Below are 19275 nucleotides of genomic sequence, written 5' to 3' on the forward strand. Positions count from 1 at the left end.
CTCTGGAGGGTATCGCAAACGCAGGGCCCGTCCGATCCGCGGTCACCTGCTGCCGCCGGGGCGGCTCACCTGTTCCTGACACCACCGGTCCGTCGCGACACCGCGAGTGAGTGACGAGTGTGGGCGGACAGTTCACGCGTCGCCAGGGGCGGCGTTGACACCATGGAAGGGTGGTGTAAGAATTTCCTGACACCCCCCCGTCAGGAATTTCTGACGCCCGCGCCAAGGAAGGCTCCCTGGATGAGCGGCACCCCGCGCACCGGTGACGAGCTGGTGTCGCTGATGGCCGCGCTGGCCAGCCCGCACCGCCTGCGGATCCTTGCCGCCCTCAGCGACGGCCGCACCTACGTCAGCGAACTCGCCCGGCGGCTGCAGATGAACCGGCCGCTGCTCTACATGCACCTGCAGAAGCTGGAGGCCGCCGAGCTGGTGACCGGCGAGCTGGTCACCGCGCCGGACGGCAGCTCGGTGAAGTATTTCCAGGCCACGCCGTTCACGGTGGCCCTGGACCTGGAGGCGGTCGCGCTGGCCGCGCAGACCCTGACCGGCACGGGGCCGGCCGGAGAACAGGAGAAGTGAGCAATGACCCATCAGCTGGCGTCGGACCTGGCGCAGACGTCCACCATCGCCTTGACGGTCATCGTGACGGCGGTGATCGTCGTCGCCGGGTTCGTCGGATTCGGCCTCTACCGCGCCCGTCACGAGGCGGCGCGGGAGGAGGGCTACCGGTTGCTGGCCGAGCGGAGCGCCGATGGTGGCCAGGCCATGGCGGACGAACTCAAGCGCGTACGCGCCGAGCTCGGCGAGGTCACGCATCGGCTGGCCGCGCTGGAAAAGCTGCTGAGCCAAATCGGCTGACGCGAAAGGACCTACGACATGAGTGGATGGACCCGATCACGATGGCGGGCGCGTCGGCTGGCCGCGCTGGCCAGCTGCCTGACCGCGCTGGTCACGACGGCCGCACCGGTCGCCGCCGACCCGGCGATCGACCGCGTCGTGCCCGGCGACGAGTTGACCGCCGGTGAGGAATACCTGCACACCTACCTGGACCAGATCAACGCCCCCGGGTTGGCGTACGCGGTGGTACGCGGCGACCAGGTGCTGCGCAGCGGCGCCTGGGGCGTCGACGGTGACGGTCGACCGATGACAACACAGACCCCGTTCCTGCTCGGCTCGACGAGCAAGTCGTTCACCGCGCTCGCGGTGGCGCAACTGGTCGAGGCCGGCCGGGTGGACCTCGACACCCCGGCGTCCACATACCTGCCATGGCTGACCCTGGGTGACGCGCACACGGCCCGGACGGTCACCGTCCGCCAACTGCTGACTCACACGAGCGGCCTACCGCAGGTCTGGAGCACCGGCCTGACCGACCGGTACGACAATCGGCCTGGCGGTCTGACCCGATCCGTGCGTGACCTGGCCACCCTGCGACCCACCGCCGCCGTGGGACAGCGCCACGAGTACAGCGACGCCAACTACATGATTCTCGGCGCGCTCGTCGAGAACGTCACAGGCGACACCTTCGGCACCTACCTGCGCCGGCACGTGCTCGATCCACTCCAGATGACACATGCGGCGGCCACCGTCGACGAGGCTCGTGCGGTCGGGATTCCGGCCGGACACCGCTACTACCTCGGCCAACCGCAGCGTTTCGCGGCGCCGTTCGACACCGCCGGAGTGCCGTACGGCTTCCTCGCGGCAAGCCTCGACGACCTGACCCACTACGCGACAGCGCAACTCAACGGTGGCCGCTACGGAAACACCCGGGTCCTCGGTGCCGACAGCACGAAGCAGATGCACACCGGCACCGTGTCCACCGGTCACGGCAGTTACGGGTTCGGCTGGCGGAACAGCACACTCGACGGCGTCGGCGCCCGCATCGTCTGGCACGCCGGCGCGACCCCGGACTACTTCGCCCACCTCGTGCTCGTACCCGACTCGAACCTCGCCGTCATCATCATGACCAACATCTACGGCCTGACGATGGACGCGCCGCTCAGCTCCGGAGCGTTCAATCTCGCCCGCATCCTGCACGGCGGCACACCCACGACCGCCGCCGCCGACCCGGCTCACGTCTGGGTCCTGGCCGGACTGCTCGGCGTCGCCGTGCTGCTGATCGTCGTTCTGGCCCGATCCTGGATCCGCCTCATCCGCAGTGTCCGGCAGGGCACCAGCATGTCGACCCACTCGCGCGGCCGATCTCTCATCACCACCATCGCCTGGACCGGCGGGTCCGCCGCTGTGGCAGCCGGCACCGCCTGGCTCCTGCCAACCTTCTGGCAGGGCGCCGACCTTGCCAAACTTCGGTTGTGGGCCCCGGACATCGGCCACGCCATCATCGCCGTGGTCACCCTGGCAACCGCACTCGCCCTGACCCGACTGGCCATGGGCCTGCGCAGCGTCGCCATCGCCCGCCCGCCGGCCGCTGACCCGACGCTCAGTCGGCAGCCGGTCATTCAGGCAACCTGACGTGCGGCGTCGGTTCCTCGACACCGAGCATCGTGCGGGCCCGCATGAGTGCGAAGCCGAGTAGATTCAACCCGCGCCACCTGGTGGGGATCCACGGCGTGCGGGCGATCGGCAGCCAACCCGATGCCCCACACCCGGTCCAGCGGACTCGCCTCAACGAGCACCCGGGTCCCGGTGCCGAACAGGTATTCGCGTACCTTCTGGTGCTGGCCGAACTTCGCCACCGCGCCCGCGAGGACGATGTCGTCGCGATGCTCCTGCCACACCTGCTCGTCGAAACCGTCGACCTGCCGTCCGAGGGTCTTCGCCGCATGGGGGTGCGTCACCGTCAGAATCTCGACGCTGTCGCCTCGTCGCCGAACAGGACGGCCTTACGCCACATCATGTAGTGCTCGGCGGTACGGAACTCCCGCCCGTCCACACTGAAGGGCACGGGCCACCACTGGCTCAGGAAGGACCGCAGTTTTCAATAAGCAATAGGGATCGGTGGTCGTCACGAGTGGCCCGGATTCGCAAGGCATTGAGATTCCCACCTCTGGCGACAGGTTTTGTGGCCGATGACAAGAATGGGTTCTATGCTCGCCCGGGAATAGGCCGCGGCTCCGCCGTGGCCCCGGGGGACCACAAGCACGGGGATTGCGAATGCGACAGGATTCTGCTCTGCACGACGGCACTGCTGGCGTCAGCGAAGGAGCACCGGACGGCGAGCGCCCGACCGTTATCGCGGACGATGCCGCCCGCCAGTCCGCGGTCGCCGAGGAACAGGCGTTTCTCGACCTGGCCACGGCCCGCCGCGACAGGGTGGCCGACAGCCTCCGAACGGAGCTCTCGGCAGTGGCCCTGGACCCGGTGGAGCAGGCCCGCCAGCGCATGCTCCGGCAGCAGTACGAGGAGCTGCGGCGAGCAACTGACGGGTTGGTCTTCGGCCGCCTCGACGGCCGCGACGGCACGGTGCGCCACATCGGCCGCATCGGTCTGCGCGACGACGACGTGGACAGCGAGCCCCTGCTCGTGGACTGGCGTGCCGCCGCGGCTCGGCCGTTCTACACCGCGACGGCTGTCGACCCACAGGGTCAGGCCCGGCGCCGGCACATCCGCACCACCGGACCGACAGTCGTCGGCGTCGACGACGAGCCGCTGGACGGGACCCTGTCGGCGCAGCTCGTCGGTGAGGGCGCCCTGCTGGCCGCCCTCGACAAGCGACGCACCGGCCACATGTCGACGGCCATCGCCACCCTGCAACGCGAGCAGGACGACATCATCCGGGCCGAGGCGACCGGCCCGCTGATCGTGCAGGGCGGCCCGGGCACCGGCAAGACCGTTGTCGCGCTGCACCGCGTCGCGTACCTGCTGTTCGCCCACCGGACGATGGCCGACCAGGCGGTCCTGGTCCTCGGCCCCTCGCCACGGTTCCTCCGGTACATCGCCCAGGTGTTGCCGGCGCTCGGTGAGACGGCAGTCGTCTCGGCGACCTGCGACACGCTGCTGCCGGGGGTCCGGGTGGGCCGCGACGAGAGCCGGCAACTCGCCGAAATCAAGGGTCGGGCCCTCTGGCAGACCGCGTTGGAAAGCTACGTCACCTCGCTGCTCCCCCGGCCCCGCGAGCTGAAGCTGCGCTGGGAGGGCGAGTCCTACGCCATCCCCGCCGCCCTGGTGGCACAGGCGCTCGCCTCGGCGGTGCAGGGACGGCCGTACCACCGGGCCCGCGCGGTCTTCGCCGAGCACCTGCACCACCTCCTCGCCGACGCCGTGGTCGAGCAGCGCGAGACGCTGATGGCCGAGATGGAGGAGGGCTTCGAGGACATCCTCGCCCGCGTCGACCGGGACCTCACGCGCGAGCAGCACGTCGGCAGGGCCCCCACCGGCAGTGACGTCGACGGCCTGCTCTCCGAGGAGGAGGTCGAGGACCTTCGTTGGCGGATCGCCGCGAGCGCCAGCATCGCCCGGTTCGTCGAGTCCTGGTGGCCCACCCTCGACGCGGAAACCCTGCTGGGCACCCTGCTGACCGACCACGCCCGGCTGGCCCGGTTCGCCCCGCTGCTGTCCCCGGCGGAGATCACCGCCGTCGCGGCCGAGCCCACGCCGTGGGCGTCGAGCGACATCGCCCTGCTCGACGCGCTCGCCGACCTGCTGGGCACTGACGAAGCCCCGCAGCCACAGGGTGAGTTCGTCGCCGACCGTGCACGCCGCCAGCGCGGCTGGGTGTACGGACACGTCGTCATCGACGAGGCGCAGGAGCTGTCCGAGATGCAGTGGCAGATGGTCGTACGGCGCTGTCCCAGTCGCTCCATCACGGCGGTCGGCGACATCGACCAGGCCGAGGCGGCACACCGGCACCGCAGTTGGGCAGAGGCCGTGCAGGCGGTTTTCGGCGACCGGTGGACCGCCGCGGAGTTGACCATCTGCTACCGGACCCCGCGCGAGGTCATGGCCCTCACCGAGCCGGTCCTGAAGAGAGCCGGCAGCCACAACGCGCCACCACGGGCGGTGCGCTCCGCCGGCATCACCCCCTGGGAGCTCCGCACCACAGCCGCCGAGCTCGCCGGCACCGCCGCCCAGGCGGTGCACCAGCTTCAGCAACGGTGGCGGGGCGGCACGGTCGGCGTCATCGCCCCCGCCGAGCGCGTCGGCGCGCTCCTGGCCGTGCTGAGCGACGTTCCGGTGCTCACCGCCACCCAGGCCAAGGGCCTGGAGTGGGACGCGACGCTCCTCGTCGACCCGCAGGGCATCGCGGCCGAACCGCGCGGCTGGAACGGCCTCTACGTCGCGCTCACCCGCTGCACCCAGGAACTCGGGCAGGTGATCCTCACGCCAACGGGCTAGCCGACGCTTCAGCGGCGTGGCCGGACCAGGCCGGCGTCGAACGCCGCGATCACGAGTTGCGCCCGGTCCCGCACGGCCAGCTTCGCCATCAGGTGCGTGATGTGCGTCTTCACCGTCTTCACCGAGATCACCAGCGCGGTGGCGATCTCGTCGTTGGACAGGCCACCGCCGATCAGGGTGAGCACCTCCACCTCACGTCCGGTCAGCCGGCGCAGTGCCGGCGTCGGCCGGTCCGGTCGCGGCGCGGTGACGTAGTGCGCGACGAGCCGGGTGAGGATCGACGGCGCGAACAGCGACTCGCCCCGGTGGGTCCGCCGGATCGCCTCGATCAACTCTTCGGGGCGGGCGTCCTTGAGCAGGAACCCCGACGCTCCCGCGTGCAACGCCTCGTAGACGTACTCGTCCAGCTCGAACATGCTCAGGACCAGGACGCGGGCGGTGGACAGGGCGGGGTCGGCGCAGATGCGCCGGGTGGCGGTGAGGCCGTCCAGGTGCGGCATCCGGACGTCCATCAGCACGACGTCGGGGCGGGCGGTACGGGCGCACGCCACGGCCCGCGCGCCGTCGGCCGCCTCGCCGACGACGGCCAGGTCCGGCTCGTTGTTGATGATCATGGCGAGGCTGTGTCGGAGCAGCGCCTGGTCGTCCACCAACAGCACCCGGATGACGCTCACGCCGCCTCGTCCCGGATCCGCGCGGTGAGCCGGAAACCCGCGTCGACGCGCTCCGCCGACAGGGTGCCCCCGAGACTGCCGACCCGCTCCCGTAACCCGGCCAGCCCGTGTCCGGCGCCCGGTGACGCCCGCCACCCGTCGGCCGACGGGCCGGTGTCCGCCACCGTGACCACCACGTGGCTCCCGTCCCGGTACACAAGCACCCGCACGTCGGTCGGTCCCGCGTGCCGGGCGGCGTTGCTGAGCGCCTCCCGCACGGTCTGGCAGACGGCCACCTGCACGCCCTGCGACACCGCGCCGAGCGGTTCGACAGTCAGCCGGGCCCGGATCCCGGCCAGCGACGCCCCGTGCACGATGCCGGGCAGGTCGTCGAGGTTGTCCACCGGCGCACGGCGGCCGTCGGCGGCCGGCTCACGCAGGACGGTGAGCATGCGGCGCAACTCGGCTGTCGCGTGCCGGCTGGCGTCCTCGATGTCGGTGAGCGCCGCCTGCACCTCGGTCGACTTGGGCAGGTGCCGGGTGGCCGCCGCGCGGACCGTGATCAGACCCAGGCCGTGCGAGACGATGTCGTGCAGGTCGCGGGCGATCCGTAGCCGCTCGGCGAGCACCGCCTCGGCGGCGGCCCAGGCGGTCAGCCGCGACTCGTAGGCGATGCGGTCGGCGCGGGACCGCCGCACCGCCCACACCGCTGTCGCGACAGCGCCGCCGACGATAAGCGGCGGCAGGATGAGCGCGAGCGGGCCCTGCGTGCCGACCGTGCACAGGGACATCACCAGCACGCTGACCACCACGGCGGCCACCGGCACGGTCCTGGACCGCCCGCAGGGGCGCGGGTGGGCGTTCATCGGCCCGACTGTAGTTCTCAGACCAGGGTCTGACGGTCCGTGGGCCGAGCCGGCCGGCGGGATCCGAGAACGGTCCGATGTGTGCCGGTCGGCGCACCTGTTGACTCGACCCATGATCACCATCGATCGCGTCAACAAGACCAGGAGCAGAACGCGGATCCTGTCCGACGTCACGTTCGAGGCCCGACCCGGCCGGGTCACCGGTTTCCTCGGGCCGAACGGCGCCGGCAAGACCTCGACGCTACGGATCCTGCTCGGCCTGGACCGCCCGCAGAGCGGAACCGCGTTGATCTGCGGACGCCCGTACCGGGAACTGGACCGCCCGCTGACGACAGTCGGCGCCCTCCTCGACGGCAGCGGGGCGCACCGGGCCCGCACCGCCCGCGCCCACCTGCGCTGGGTGGCCGCCAGCAACGGCCTGCCGGATTCACGCGCCGACGAGGTCCTCGAGGCCGTGGGCCTGACCGGCGACGCTCGCAAGCGCGCCGGCCGCTTCTCCCTCGGCATGAGCCGCCGGCTCGGGCTCGCGACCGCGCTGCTCGGAGACCCGGCGGTGCTGGTCCTGGACGAGCCGGTGAACGGGCTCGACCCGGCCGGGATCCGCTGGATACGCGGATTCCTGCGCGACAGTGCCGAGCAGGGCCGCACGGTGCTGCTCTCCAGCCATCTGATGGGCGAACTGGCGGAGATCGCCGACGACGTCGTTGTGATCCACAAGGGCCGGGTGGTGACCCACGGTGGACTCGCCGAGGTCACCGGCGCCCACCGCACCCTGGAGGACGCCTTCTTCGCACTGACCGCCACCGAGGCGGGTGGCCCGTGGTGAACCTGGTGCGCGCCGAACTACGCAAGCTGCTCAGCCTGCCCACCGCCTGGGTCGGTCTGGTGCTGGGCACGCTTGTCGCACCGGTGATCGTCCTCCTCAACGCGCCGTACACCCGCCGCGCGATCGCCGACGGCACCCTCACCGACCTGTCCGACCTGGGTCTGCGTGACCTGGGGATCGGACTGATCGGTCCGATGGTCCTCGGCGTCATCGTGGTGAGCAGCGAGTACACGTCTACCGCCCGGGACGCCCCCGGCGCCCGCCAGCTCACCGCCACGCTCATCGCGGTCCCGCACCGGCTGCGCCTACTCGGGGCGAAGACCACCGCACTGGTGCTTGTGGTCGCGGCACAGGCGGCTGTCACCACCGCCGCCACCCTGGCCCTCACCCAACTGCTGCACGGCGCACACGCTCCCCTACCCGCCCCGGCGCGGATCGCCGCCGCGATCCTCTACTGGACGCTCACCGCACTGCTCGCGTACGCGATCACGCTGATCACCCGCAACGGCATCGTGCCGCTGACCCTGCTCATCATCAACAGCTCCGTGGTGTCCGTGTCGTACCTGCTGACGAAGGTCACCGACCTCGCCTCCTACCTGCCGGACATCGTCGGCGCGCAGATGTTCATCCGTGGCACCGACTTCCCCGTCGAGGTCCCCCCGATGACCGCCGGCCTGGTGATGACGGCCTGGATCGTCGCGCTGCTCGCGGTCGGCGCCGTCCTGTTCCAGCGGCGCGACGCGTGAACACCGCCCGCGCCGAACTGCGCAAACTGCTGACCCTGCCGTCGTTGCGCCGGACCGCGCTGCTGACCTGGGCCGCCACCGTCCTGCTGACGTACGCGTACGCGTCCGCCGAGTCCCACGGTGAGCCGCTCGGCGACGACGCCGCCCTGGCCCCGCTCGGCTACACCCAGGCCGGTTTCCTGGTGCTCGGCGTGCTGGCGGCCACGTCCGAGTACCAGGAGGGCGACCAGATCCGGACCACAGTGCTCGCGATGCCCCGTCGGTTGCCCCTACAGGTGGCGAAGGCCCTCGCGCTGGCCGCCCTGACGCTGCCGGTGGCCGCCGCGACGGCGGCGACCAGCACCCTGCCGGCCGACGGGGCGACCTGGACGCCCGCCGCGACCGCGTACCTGACGCTGACCACAGTGCTGGCGGCGGCGGTCGCCACCGTCGTCCGCAGCGCCGTGCCCGCCGCGATCCTGCTGCTCGGTCTGTACTTCGTCGCCGGCCCGCTGCTGCGGGCCGGGTCCACCGCGAGCGCCGCGTACCTGCCGGACACCGCCGCCCTCGACCCGTCGCACGGCGCCGTCGCCACGATCGCGTGGACGCTCGCCGCCCTGACGCTTGCCGCACTGACGTTCCGCTACCGCGACGCGTGAGTCCCGCGGCCCGAACGGCATCACATGGGGAGGGCGGTGGACGTGCTGTTTTCGTAGACTTCGCCGGTGCACACGATCTCCAGGCAGCTGGCTCCCCTGTCGACGGACGCGGCCGTCGTGCGGGAGGCCGTCGCGCGGGCCCGAACCGGTCTTGTCGACCGGGAGGTGGTCGCCGAGGTGGTGGCGCTGAGCGCCGTCGCCGGCGAGCACGTGCTCGTCATCGGCGCACCCGGTACGGCCAAGTCGGAAGCGGTACGGCGCACCGCCGACCAACTCGGCGGCCGGTACTTCGAGTACCTGCTCGGACGGTTCACCGAGCCGAGCGAGATCTTCGGCCCGGTCGACCTGCGCCGGCTGCGCGAGGGGACTGTGGAGTTCGAGACGGCGGGCATGCTGCCCGAAGCGGAGGTGGCCTTCCTCGACGAGGTCTTCCTCGGCTCGACGGCGGTGCTCAACACCCTGCTGGGAATCCTCAACGAGCGGGTGTTCCGGCGGGGCTCGACCCTCCTGCCGTGCCCGCTGCGGGTCTGCGTGGGCGCCGCCAACAGTCTGCCCGATGATCCGGCGCTTGCCGCGTTCGCGGACCGGTTCCTGGCCCGCGTCTTCGTCACTCCGGTCCCGGACGCGCGACTGGACGAGCTGCTGGAGGTGGGCTGGCAGACGGGTGCCCGGCCGGCCGACCCGCCCGGATCGTTGCTGGCGGCGGTGGACCGGCTGTCCCGGGCGGCCGGTGGCTGTGACCTCCAGGGAGTACGCGGCCCGCTGGCCACCGCGATCCGCCAACTGCGCCAGGCGGGCGTACCACTCAGTGACCGCCGGGTGGTGCGCTCGCAGCGGCTGGTGGCCGCCGCGGCGGCCCTGGACGGACGCACCACGGCGAGCGCCGATGACCTCTGGGTGCTTCCGCTGATCGCGCCGACCCTGGACGCCCAGGCGTCGGCCCGGGAGGTGCTCTCCGACCTGCTGGCACAGGGACGGAACGGCAGTCTGGTGTACGCGGCGGAGGAGTTCGCCAGGGGCCGGCAGGCCCAGGCGGCGCGGCTTGTCGACGCCGGCCGTCGACTGCTCGACGAGGTGGGCAGCGCGCCGCTGGCGCAGGAGGACCGGCTGCGCCTGGAGGCGACGCTACGAGAGATCGACGCGGGGTTCGTGCTGGCCGAGGCCCCGCCAGCGGTGCGGGACATCCGCGGCCTCCTGGTCGCCGCGATCAAGCGGTGAGCGCACCGCGGATGTCCCTGCGGTGGCGGCAGCGCGACGTCCCGCTGCCCGCCGCCGCCGTCGTCGCGGCCGACGCGGTGGTGCCCGAGTTACGCGCGGACACGCTACTGCGGGTGGCCACCGGGGCCCGCCTGCGCGCCTGCGCGGGCCGGCTGCAGCGCTGGTTGATCGTGCTCGGTGACCGGGCGGATCTGCCGTGGGCCGATGGCGCTGTCTACCTCGGCTGGGACGGCGGCGTGCTCGTTCCGACCCTCGCCCAGCCCTGGCCGTGCGCCGATCTGTTGCGCGAGCCGCTGCGCCACCTCACCGACGAGCGGGCCGGACTGATCGCCCTGTTGCCCGGGCTGGTCCTGGCCGGCCCGCTGCCGCGGGAGCCGGTCGATGCCCGATGGTTGGCGCCCGCATGAGCGACCACCGGACCCTCCCGACGTCGCTGGTGCCGTGGGCGTCGGCACTGTCGGCGCTGACGGGTGACGTCGCGCTCGCCATCGGTCCGCTGGTACGACGGATCGACGAACTGTTCGCCGGGGCGGAGGACAGCGGCACGGCCGACGGCCAACCCGACGGCTACGACGGACTGGCCCCGCGCGGCACCATCGAGCGGCTACTTCCCTCGCAGTTGCAGCTGTGGCAGGAGCTACCTGACGAGTTCGTCCGCCGCGCCGCCGACGGGGAGCTGCTGTACCTGGCGCCGGCGACCCGGTCCCCGGCGGCCCGCGGCCGGGTGGTCGTCCTCGTGGACACCGGCCCGGGGCAGTTGGGCGCCGCCCGGCTGGTGCAGCTCGCCGCGCTCGTCGTGCTGCATCGCCGGGCCGCGGGCCAGGGGCGGTCGTTGGTGATGGGCGTGCTTGGTGAACGACCGGGCAGCTGGCGCGACGGCGACCTGAGTGGACAGCTCGCCGGCTGGCTGGTCGCCCGCCGGACCACCGAACCGGACCCGTCGACCGTACGGGAGTGGACCGAGCAGCTGGACGCCGCCGATCAGGCCTGGGTGCTGACCGGCCCACACCTCGCGAGCGAACTGCCCGACCGGCACCGGGTGCTGGTGAGTCACGAGCAGGAGTGGGGTGTCGACGGCGCCAGCGTCGTACGGGCCCGCGTCGGCGACCGACACCTTGATCTCCCGTTGCCGCCTGGTGACATCGCGCTGCGGATCCTGCGCGGCACCGCGTTGCGGGCGGCCCCGGCCAGCACCGGCGCGGGGCCGTTGCGGGCACCGGTGTTCCCGAGCGGTGCGCCGTACCTGATCGCCCGCGGCGACGGACCGGCCGAGGTCGTCTCGGTGCGGGTGCCGACCGGCCGGCCGCGACGACATCACCTGCCCGGCCCGGCCGTGGCCGCCGCCCGGTTCGGTCGCCGACTCGTGATGGTGACCTGTGTCGACGAGACGTTGCGGTCGGTCGTGATCGGTAAACCGCTGGGCCAGACGCAGCATTTCGCGGTGCCGCTGGCCACCCTCGGACTGTCGGTCTCCGCTGTCGACGCGGCGACGACGGGACCGCTGTCGCCACTCTACTTTCAGGGCGGCAACCTGCTGTGCGAGTTCGGTGGCGGCTGGTGGAACCTGTCCGCCGGTTGCCCGCTGCCCGACGTCGTGACGGTTGCCCCCGGCCGGCAACCGGGCCAGCCGCGGCTGGCCCGGCGGGGAGATACCCGTATCTGGGGCACCGGTCTGCCCGACGCGGTGCGGATCCCCGCCACCGCCCGTGTGGTCCTCGGCGTCGGGGCGAGGACGGCCTGGTCGCTCGGGGACACCACCTGGCGCATCCACGGGGCGTCCGGGCTGGTGGGCGATGTGACGATCGACAGGGGTACGACGGTCATCGGTCTGGTCGACCTCGACGGCCCGCACCTGGTGACCCTGTCCGGCGGCGGGCTGATCGTCCGCCTGGTCTCGCCGGCCGGGACCCAGACACTGACCCGTTGGTCGGGCGGCGTGGGCGCGGCGGCGCTGCACCCGAACCAGCCGTGGCTGGCCGTGCCACGGCCGGGCGGGCTGATCGAGATCGCCGACCTGGCCGCGAACCAGGTTCTGGGCACGGTTCGGAGCAGCGGATGAGCGCATTCCGCGGCCAGTTACCGGCCCGCGCCCTGCTTGTCGACGTACCCCTGGTCGGGGAGGTCGAGGCACGCCGGCGGGTGGTCGAGACCTGGCAGTCGGGTGCGGCGCTGTTCGACCTGCCCACCGGGGCGTGGTTGTTGGAGTTCGACCAGGCCGTCGCGGTACGCGCGGAGCTGGCTGCCGGTCTCGTTCTCGTCGAGACCGGTGGCGTCCTGCACCCGCACGGCACCTCGGTGGAGGGTGCCCAGCCCGGGGACGTGCTGGTTCCCACAGCGGGCACGACGACCCGGCTCAGCCGGGCGGCGCTGCCCCGCGTCGACCGGAGTTCGTGGCTCGACCTGACCGACCTGCGGATCGAGCCGCTCGCGGCACTTGACCGCGCGGTCGTCGCCGCGGCGACGCCGGCACCCTGGCAGCCACCCCCACCGGCACCTGACCTGCGGGCGGTGGCCGCTGTCGGGCCACCGCCGCGGCGGACCCGTCGGTTGCGGTCCGCCGCCACCCGATCGCGCCGGCGGCGCCGGCTCCCCGACACCCTCGTCGCGAAGATCGTCGCGGCCATCGTCGGGTACGGCCTCGCCGCGCTCGTCGCGGCACCGCACCCGACGCTTGTGCTCGCCCTCGGTACGGGCCTGTTCTGGGTCATCAACTCGATGCTCGCCCGGAGCACCGCAGGCGCGGCGGGTGGTGGCGGGCAGTCCGGTCGCGGGAGGTCGTCGGGGGGCTGGTGGGACGCGCTGCTCGCCCGGCTCGTGCGGGCGAGCAGCGCCGTCCGGCTGGCCCGCAACGCGCAGCACCGCTACGTCCGGCGACTCACCGCCGCGTTCGAGCGTCGGGACTGGGACCGTGCCCTGCGGGCGGCGATCGCGGTGGGTGGACCGGGTGGGCGTCCCACCCTTCGGCTCCCCCGGCCGCGCACCGGTGATCTGGTGCCGCACCCGCAGCTGCCGGGGGCAGCCGGGGTCCCGTTCGACGTCGGGGCCCAGCAACACCTACGGACGCTCTACCGGCGGGCGGCCACCGAGCTCGACCGGGCCGGCCGGGTCGCGGAATCCGCGTTCGTCCTCGCGGATCTGCTGGACCTGCCGGCCGAGGCGGTCGCGCTGCTGGAGCGACACCGCAGGTACCAGCTCGCCGCGACGCTCGCCGAGGGACGGGAACTCGATCCGGGCATGGCGGTGCGGCTGTGGTGGCGGGCCGGCGACCGGGACCGCGCGCTGCTCGTGGCGCGGACCCGGGGGGCATTCGCCGCCGCCGTCGAGCGCCTTGCCCGCGTCGACGCTGCGGCGGCCCGGCAGTTGCGTGCCGAGTGGGTACGCGCCCGGCAGGCCGCCGACGATCATCTCGGTGCCGTCGAGGCGGCCTGGCCCGACGACACGCTGCGTCCGCTTGTGGTGACGAACATCCAGGCCGGTATGGCGCTCGGCGGCCCCACCGCGGGTCACCTTCTCGCACACCTGGTCACCTGGCGCCCGAGCAGCACGAGCGTGAGCACCGCGATAGCCCTGCTCGACGGTCGCGACAAGGAGTTGGCGTCGGCCCAGCGCGGCTTCGTGGCGGCGCTCGCCGGGTTGCGCTGCACCGACCGGGCAACGGACCGGCGGCTGTGCACCGCCGCGCTGCGGCTCCTGGTCCGCGACCCGGCGGGTGGTCCCGGCCCGGACGCCGGCGAGCGCTGGCGGTTCGCCGGCCGGCTGCGGGACCGGGCCGACCGGCTGGCCGCCGCCGACCTGCCACCACTGCCCGCGAGCGGTATCGCCGGCCCGGACACCCCTGTCGACATCTCGGCGGCCGGCGAGCCCGGACAACTGCCGATCCACGACGCAGTGCTGCTCTCGGGCCGCGCCATCCTGACCGCGCACGGCGATTTCGGGGTACGCCTGATCGGCCTGGACGGCCAGACCCGGGCCAGCTGGGACGTGCCCGCACACCAGCTTGTCGTCGCCGATCACGGCGCGAACGTGCTGCTCGTCGCGCGGCGCGGCTCCGCCTGCACGGTCCGCGGCCTGGACCTGAGCACCCGCCGGCTGCGGCCGACCGTCGCGATCAGGGCGCACCGTGTGCTGCCCAGCTACGACGGCGCGTTGCTCACCGTGGTCGACGACGACGGCATCGCGTTCGTCGACCTGAGCGCCGACGTACCCCGCGTCGCGTGGCGCGAACTGGACTCCGACGTCGCGGTGCTCGACATCGCCCGGAGCCCGACCAGCCTCGCCGCACTGCTCCGGATCACCGGTCAACCGGGCTCCGACGCGGACCACACCGAGGTGTGGCGCTGGGACCTGCCCGGACTCATGCTGCGGACGCGCCGACCTGCCGAACTCGACGGCCTCGCCAGCGTCGTGCTGCTCGCCTCCTCGGCGCTGATCACCACCAGCCGAGACGAGGCCACCGACACGTACCGGGTGAAAGAAAACTACGCGGCGGCCCGAACGGTGGCGGCGGAGCCGACCCTGCTGACCGGCGGGACCATGTCCGCGGTGCGTATCGACCGGCCCACCGACACCACTGTGGAGATCGGCGGCAGCCACCTGCGCGTCGTGTTTCCGGCCGCCGCCGGGGCGATCGGCATGCGCCATCACGCCGACACCCTCACCGTGTGGGAGGAGAACGGCCGGCTGGTCGTGGTCGACCTCACCCGCCGTCAAGCCGTCGCCCGGCTGCGGACCCGTCTCTAACGGGCTTCGGGCCGCCGGGGTGCGGCCCGGACGTGCGCGCGTTCGCCCTGCTTGCCGACGAGGCTGAGGAACTCCACAGGACCCGAACCGGTGGCACCGAACCAGTGCGGGGTGCGGGTGTCGAACTCGGCAACCTCGCCCGGTTCGAGGATGAGGTCGTGCTCGCCGAGCACCAGGCGGAGTCGGCCGTTGAGGACGAAGGCCCAGTCGTAGCCCTCGTGGGTGCGCAGGTCGGGCTCGGCGTCGTCGCGGCCGGCGGGGAGGACGAACTTGTAGGCCTGGATGCCGCCGGGCCGGCGGGTCAACGGCAGGATCGTGGAACCGTCGCTGGTGGGCAGCGGACGCAGGTTGATCCGTGGGTCGCCGGTCGGTGGCGCGTCGACGAGTTCGTCGAGGGTGACGCCGTACGCGCGGGCCAGCGGCAGCAGCTGTTCGAGGGTGGGACGCCGGAGCCCGGACTCAAGCCGGGACAGGGTGCTCGTGGAGATGCCGGTCTCCCCGGCGAGGTCGGTCAGGGTGATGTCGCGCCGCTGCCGCAACTGCTTGAGCCGCGGCCCGACGGCGTCGAGGGTGCGGTCCGTTGCCTCGTCCATGGTGCCAGTTTGCCATTTGGCAAAGAACTTTGCGGTCGCGTCCACCGCTGGTCACTGTTGAACAGCCGGCTGCCCTCCGGGTAGCCATGATCGGCAGTGGCGGGCCGGGGGCGGCTGTGGCCGTGCCCCTGCCGACAAGGGAGGCGCTCGATGACGCACTCGTTCGACAGGGACTACTGGGACCAGATCTGGGACGGCGATCGGGCCACCGCCATGGCCACCAGCCAGCCCAACCCGCACCTGGTGCGGGAGGTCAGCGACCTGGCGCCCGGAACGGCCCTCGACGCGGGCTGCGGCGCCGGGGCCGAGGCCATCTGGCTCGCCACCGCTGGCTGGCAGGTCACCGCGGCGGACATCGCCAGCGCGGCGCTCGCCCACGCGGCCGAACGCGCCGCCGCCAGCGGCGTCGCGGATCGGGTGCGCTGGGTCCAGGCGGACCTGTCAACATGGCAGCCGGACGCACAGTACGACCTGGTCACCACCCACTACGCGCACCCCGCGATGGCACAGCTGGACTTCTACGACCGCATCGCGACCTGGGTCGCCCCCGCCGGCACCCTGCTCATCGTCGGGCACCTCCACCACCAGGACCACGCCCGCGCCACCGGGCATGGGCACGACGAGTCCGTGCCGCCCGCCGCAGCCTCGGTGACGGCCGCCGACATCACCGCACGCCTCGACCCGCTCCGCTGGGACGTCACTACCGCTCGGGAGTCACACCGGGCGCTGACCGGTCACGGTGGCCGAGCCGTCTCGATGCACGACGTGGTCGTCAGGGCCAGCCGCCGTTGCTGACCCGACCACCTGACGCCCAGTACCTGGGCGACGGACTCACCCGCACGGAAGAACACGAACTGCGCCCCGCAGATCCGACTATCGGGGCGGAAATCTTTGACGTCGCTGCGGCAGGATGCTCGGATGATGCTGCTGGTCCCCGCGAATCCGCTACGGCCGCGCCGGCCCGACGACCACTTCGCGCCCGAAGCGCACGCGGCCCGCGCCGCCGGGCTCGACGTCGCGGTGGTCGACCACGATGCGTTGGCCAGCGGCGATCCGCAGGCCGCGGTCAGGGCCGTGCCCGCCGGCGGCGTCGCGGTCTACCGCGGGTGGATGCTCCGCAGCGACCAGTACGCGGGCTTCGCCGACGCCCTCGCCGCCCGTGGCGTCACCCTGCGCACCAGCGCCGAGCAGTACCGCCGCGCCCACGAACTCCCCGGCTGGTACGACGGCCTCGCCCCGGTCACCCCCACCTCCGCCTGGACGACGAGCGCGGAGCGGACCGCGTTCGACCAGGCCCGGATCCGGCTCGGTAGCGGTGCCGCCGTGCTGCGCGACTACACGAAGTCGATGAAACACCACTGGCACGAGGCGGCTTTCATCCCCGACCTCACCGACCCCTCCCCCGCCTGGCGGGTCGCCAGCCGTTTCCGGGAACTGCGCGCCGACGACTTCACCGGCGGCTTCGTCCTGCGTACCTTCGAGCGCTTCACCACCGCCGAATACCGCACCTGGTGGATCGGGGGCACCTGCGTGCTCATCGGCGCGCACCCCGACAGCCCCGACGACCTCTCACCCACCAGCTTCGACCTCACCACGCTCACCCCGCTGGTCGCCGCCCTCGACCTGCCGTTCGTCTCCGTCGACCTCGCCCGCCGCGACGACGGCGTCTGGCGCGTGATCGAACTTGGCGACGGCCAGGTCAGCGACCGACCGACAAGCATCGGCGCGGACGAATTCGTCACCGCGCTCTGGGCCGGCGGGCCGTCCGGCCAGCAGTAGACCGAGCCCGCCGTCGCCCCGGGCGCGACCCCGGCCTTCCCGCAACCCGAACCGATCGAGGCTGCGCCGCTGTCCGAGGCCACCGGCCGCCAGTAGGGTGCCGTGGATGACATCAACTGATGACGCCCCGGTGCCGCCGCAGCGCGTCTTCGGCAACCCGCCGTCGTCGACACCGGCCGAGGTGCGGGCCGCGCTCGACCGCGGCGATCTGCCCGCCGCGCTGGATGCCATGGTCGGCACCGCGCTGTACGGCGACGGAGACTGGCGAGAGGCGCAGGAGCTGCATCTGCGGTTGCTCGAACACGAGGACCACGACGTCTCCGCTGTCGCTGCCATCTGCCTGGGGCACCTCGCGAGGGTCCACCGTCAACTGGACGAACGCCGGGTGGTCGCCGCCCTGCGCCGCGCTCGCGCGCTGCCGCACGTCAGCGGCACCGCCGATGATGCGCTCGACGACGTCCGGAGTTTCCTGCACCCGCGACGGGCCCGGTGGCGCGGACGGGTCCGGAGGGCGGTCCGCCCCTGGCGGTGGATCTGACGCCCGGCCGCCGGGCGGGGTGGCGGGCTGCCGCGGTGGCAGTGCTGCAGGAGGAGTCCCCCCGTCGTGCTCCTTGCGGAGCTGACCCCTCCCACGGCTCCTCCCCATTCGGCCGGCGGACCTCGGGGCTGCCCGCCACGCAACGGGCGTTGAGCAGATTGGCTGACCGCTCAACGCGCGTTGCTCCAAACAGGAGCGAGCATACGCTCACGTTCCGTGCCCGTGTCAACATCTGTTTCGTTGCGGCATGCATCTGCGACACTGTCGTTTCGGTGTTTGGAGGGTGAAGAATCATGGCCGACGATCGGCATACGGAGCAGGCGTTGCCGCCCCTCGACACCCTGGCCGCGCGGCTCGAATATCTGTTCGACGAGATCCGCCCCACCCGGGAGGAGCTCGGCGACTCCGACGAGCCGGGGCGCAAGTACACCAACCGGGAGATCGCCGACAAGATCAACGAAGCGGCGGCGGAGACCGGTGTCACGATCAGCGCCGCCTACATCGGCGAGTTACGTCGCGGTGTGGCGAGTGATCCCCGTACCTCACACGTCCGTGCCCTGGCCGCCGCCTTCGGCGTCAACTCGGGTTACTTCGTCGACGACGCGGCGGCCCGCCGGATACAGGACCAGATCACCCTGCTCAGCGAACTGCGCCGGATGGACGTCAAGCAGGTGGCGCTGCGTCAGGTGCTCACCGACAACGGACTCTCCGCGACCGACACGCAGCTCATCGAGCAGATGGTGGTCCGCTTGCGGGCGGTGGCCGAGGGCACCGCTACGACCGGTTCCGCGCCCGACGATCGCAGCTGACAGTGCACATCCTCCGGTGGGAGTACGCCGACGAGCAGGAGAACGCTTACGTGAAGTTGCACCGACTACGCAGGCGCTGCGAGCGGATCCTCGACGAGCTCGAGGTGCCGGAGCCGTTCGACATCCAGACGCTGTGCGACGCACTCGGTGCCCGTCGCGGCCGACCCATCCACCTGATGCCGATCAGGCTGCCGGCGCAGACCGTCTGCGGGATGTGCGTGCCGACCCGCGACTTCGACGCCATCTTCTTCGAGCAGGACACCTCACCGCTGCACCAACAGCTGATCATCGGCCACGAACTGGGTCATCTGCTCGCCGGACACCGGGCGACCGAGGTGCTCGACGCGGACGCGTCCCGACTGCTGCTGCCGGACCTCGACCCACAGCTGGTCCAGCGTAGCCTCGGCCGCAGCAACTATGCCGCGGCCGAGGAACGCGAAGCCGAGATGATCGGATCGCTGCTCCTGCGGCGGCTCCGCGGCCGGCGCGGCGACGTCGACGACGAACCGCTCGACGGCCAGGACGCCGAGTTGTACGGCCGGCTGCGGCACTCCCTCGAGCAACCCCACTGGTAGTC

The 19275-nt window shown here is 72.3% G+C and carries 19 protein-coding genes and 1 pseudogene; 16 read left to right on the plus strand and 4 right to left on the minus strand.

Annotated elements, in window-relative coordinates:
• The first annotated feature begins 240 nt into the window (after nucleotides 1–240).
• From AB0B85_RS17320 to AB0B85_RS17330, 3 genes are read left to right on the plus strand one after another with little or no spacing between them, the layout of a single operon-like run.
• Nucleotides 241–579 carry a winged helix-turn-helix domain-containing protein gene (locus AB0B85_RS17320; protein ID WP_357408310.1) on the plus strand — a complete coding sequence of 113 codons (339 nt, stop codon included), beginning with the start codon at nucleotides 241–243 and terminating at the stop codon, nucleotides 577–579.
• A 3-nt stretch (nucleotides 580–582) separates the two neighbouring features.
• Entirely contained in the window at nucleotides 583–858 is a 276-nt protein-coding gene (locus AB0B85_RS17325; RefSeq protein ID WP_357408312.1) for a hypothetical protein, read from the plus strand.
• 18 nt (nucleotides 859–876) lie between these two features.
• Complete coding sequence (locus AB0B85_RS17330; RefSeq protein ID WP_357408314.1) at nucleotides 877–2469, plus strand: serine hydrolase domain-containing protein; 1593 nt, start codon at nucleotides 877–879, stop codon at nucleotides 2467–2469.
• Here AB0B85_RS17330 and AB0B85_RS17335 read toward each other — a convergent pair.
• Nucleotides 2453–2920, minus strand: a pseudogene (locus tag AB0B85_RS17335) (NADAR family protein); the annotation flags it as partial. The gene AB0B85_RS17330 and the pseudogene AB0B85_RS17335 overlap by 17 nt on opposite strands.
• Before the next feature lie 191 nt (nucleotides 2921–3111).
• Between AB0B85_RS17335 and AB0B85_RS17340 the strand changes: the two are divergent.
• Nucleotides 3112–5292, plus strand: a complete 2181-nt coding sequence (locus AB0B85_RS17340; RefSeq protein ID WP_357408316.1) for a UvrD-helicase domain-containing protein — start codon at nucleotides 3112–3114, stop codon at nucleotides 5290–5292.
• A gap of 8 nt (nucleotides 5293–5300) precedes the next feature.
• Here the strand turns inward: AB0B85_RS17340 and AB0B85_RS17345 are convergent, their stop codons facing one another.
• The gene (locus tag AB0B85_RS17345; RefSeq protein WP_357408318.1) at nucleotides 5301–5966 is read right to left on the minus strand and encodes a response regulator transcription factor; all 666 of its coding nucleotides are present in this window, start codon (nucleotides 5964–5966) and stop codon (nucleotides 5301–5303) included.
• On the minus strand, nucleotides 5963–6811 hold the full coding sequence (locus tag AB0B85_RS17350; RefSeq protein WP_357408319.1) for a histidine kinase: 849 nt from the start codon (nucleotides 6809–6811) through the stop codon (nucleotides 5963–5965). The genes AB0B85_RS17345 and AB0B85_RS17350 overlap by 4 nt, the downstream gene beginning before the upstream one ends.
• 112 nt (nucleotides 6812–6923) lie before the next feature.
• Here AB0B85_RS17350 and AB0B85_RS17355 point away from each other — a divergent pair, with 112 nt between their 5' ends.
• The 7 genes from AB0B85_RS17355 to AB0B85_RS17385 all read left to right on the plus strand — a co-directional run bounded on the left by AB0B85_RS17355 (nucleotide 6924) and on the right by AB0B85_RS17385 (nucleotide 14979).
• Nucleotides 6924–7637 carry an ATP-binding cassette domain-containing protein gene (locus AB0B85_RS17355; protein WP_357408321.1) on the plus strand — a complete coding sequence of 238 codons (714 nt, stop codon included), beginning with the start codon at nucleotides 6924–6926 and terminating at the stop codon, nucleotides 7635–7637.
• On the plus strand, nucleotides 7634–8383 hold the full coding sequence (locus tag AB0B85_RS17360) for a hypothetical protein (protein ID WP_357408323.1): 750 nt from the start codon (nucleotides 7634–7636) through the stop codon (nucleotides 8381–8383). The genes AB0B85_RS17355 and AB0B85_RS17360 overlap by 4 nt, the downstream gene beginning before the upstream one ends.
• Nucleotides 8380–9021 (plus strand): hypothetical protein, encoded by a 642-nt coding sequence (locus AB0B85_RS17365; RefSeq protein WP_357408325.1) that lies wholly within the window; start codon nucleotides 8380–8382, stop codon nucleotides 9019–9021. The genes AB0B85_RS17360 and AB0B85_RS17365 overlap by 4 nt, the downstream gene beginning before the upstream one ends.
• Before the next feature lie 66 nt (nucleotides 9022–9087).
• The gene (locus AB0B85_RS17370) at nucleotides 9088–10239 is read left to right on the plus strand and encodes an AAA family ATPase (protein WP_357408327.1); all 1152 of its coding nucleotides are present in this window, start codon (nucleotides 9088–9090) and stop codon (nucleotides 10237–10239) included.
• Nucleotides 10236–10646 carry a hypothetical protein gene (locus AB0B85_RS17375; protein WP_357408329.1) on the plus strand — a complete coding sequence of 137 codons (411 nt, stop codon included), beginning with the start codon at nucleotides 10236–10238 and terminating at the stop codon, nucleotides 10644–10646. Before AB0B85_RS17370 ends, AB0B85_RS17375 begins: the two co-directional genes overlap by 4 nt.
• Nucleotides 10643–12298, plus strand: a complete 1656-nt coding sequence (locus AB0B85_RS17380; RefSeq protein ID WP_357408331.1) for a hypothetical protein — start codon at nucleotides 10643–10645, stop codon at nucleotides 12296–12298. The genes AB0B85_RS17375 and AB0B85_RS17380 overlap by 4 nt, the downstream gene beginning before the upstream one ends.
• Nucleotides 12295–14979, plus strand: a complete 2685-nt coding sequence (locus AB0B85_RS17385) for a bpX6 domain-containing protein (RefSeq protein ID WP_357408333.1) — start codon at nucleotides 12295–12297, stop codon at nucleotides 14977–14979. Before AB0B85_RS17380 ends, AB0B85_RS17385 begins: the two co-directional genes overlap by 4 nt.
• Here AB0B85_RS17385 and AB0B85_RS17390 read toward each other — a convergent pair.
• Nucleotides 14976–15572 carry an XRE family transcriptional regulator gene (locus tag AB0B85_RS17390; RefSeq protein ID WP_357408335.1) on the minus strand — a complete coding sequence of 199 codons (597 nt, stop codon included), beginning with the start codon at nucleotides 15570–15572 and terminating at the stop codon, nucleotides 14976–14978. The two genes, AB0B85_RS17385 and AB0B85_RS17390, sit on opposite strands and share 4 nt — an antisense overlap.
• Before the next feature lie 150 nt (nucleotides 15573–15722).
• Here AB0B85_RS17390 and AB0B85_RS17395 point away from each other — a divergent pair, with 150 nt between their 5' ends.
• The 5 genes from AB0B85_RS17395 to AB0B85_RS17415 all read left to right on the plus strand — a co-directional run bounded on the left by AB0B85_RS17395 (nucleotide 15723) and on the right by AB0B85_RS17415 (nucleotide 19273).
• On the plus strand, nucleotides 15723–16367 hold the full coding sequence (locus tag AB0B85_RS17395) for a methyltransferase domain-containing protein (RefSeq protein WP_357408336.1): 645 nt from the start codon (nucleotides 15723–15725) through the stop codon (nucleotides 16365–16367).
• Between the two features lie 123 nt (nucleotides 16368–16490).
• Nucleotides 16491–17351 carry an ATP-grasp domain-containing protein gene (locus AB0B85_RS17400; protein WP_357408338.1) on the plus strand — a complete coding sequence of 287 codons (861 nt, stop codon included), beginning with the start codon at nucleotides 16491–16493 and terminating at the stop codon, nucleotides 17349–17351.
• A 106-nt stretch (nucleotides 17352–17457) separates the two neighbouring features.
• Entirely contained in the window at nucleotides 17458–17889 is a 432-nt protein-coding gene (locus AB0B85_RS17405; RefSeq protein ID WP_357408340.1) for a hypothetical protein, read from the plus strand.
• Between the two features lie 293 nt (nucleotides 17890–18182).
• Nucleotides 18183–18698: a hypothetical protein gene (locus AB0B85_RS17410; protein WP_357408342.1), complete on the plus strand. Its 516-nt coding sequence runs from the start codon at nucleotides 18183–18185 to the stop codon at nucleotides 18696–18698.
• 2 nt (nucleotides 18699–18700) lie between these two features.
• Nucleotides 18701–19273, plus strand: a complete 573-nt coding sequence (locus AB0B85_RS17415; RefSeq protein WP_357408344.1) for a hypothetical protein — start codon at nucleotides 18701–18703, stop codon at nucleotides 19271–19273.
• Nucleotides 19274–19275: the final 2 nt, after the last annotated feature.

Source organism: Micromonospora sp. NPDC049044 (assembly GCF_040649215.1).
Taxonomy (GTDB): Bacteria; Actinomycetota; Actinomycetes; order Mycobacteriales; family Micromonosporaceae; genus Micromonospora.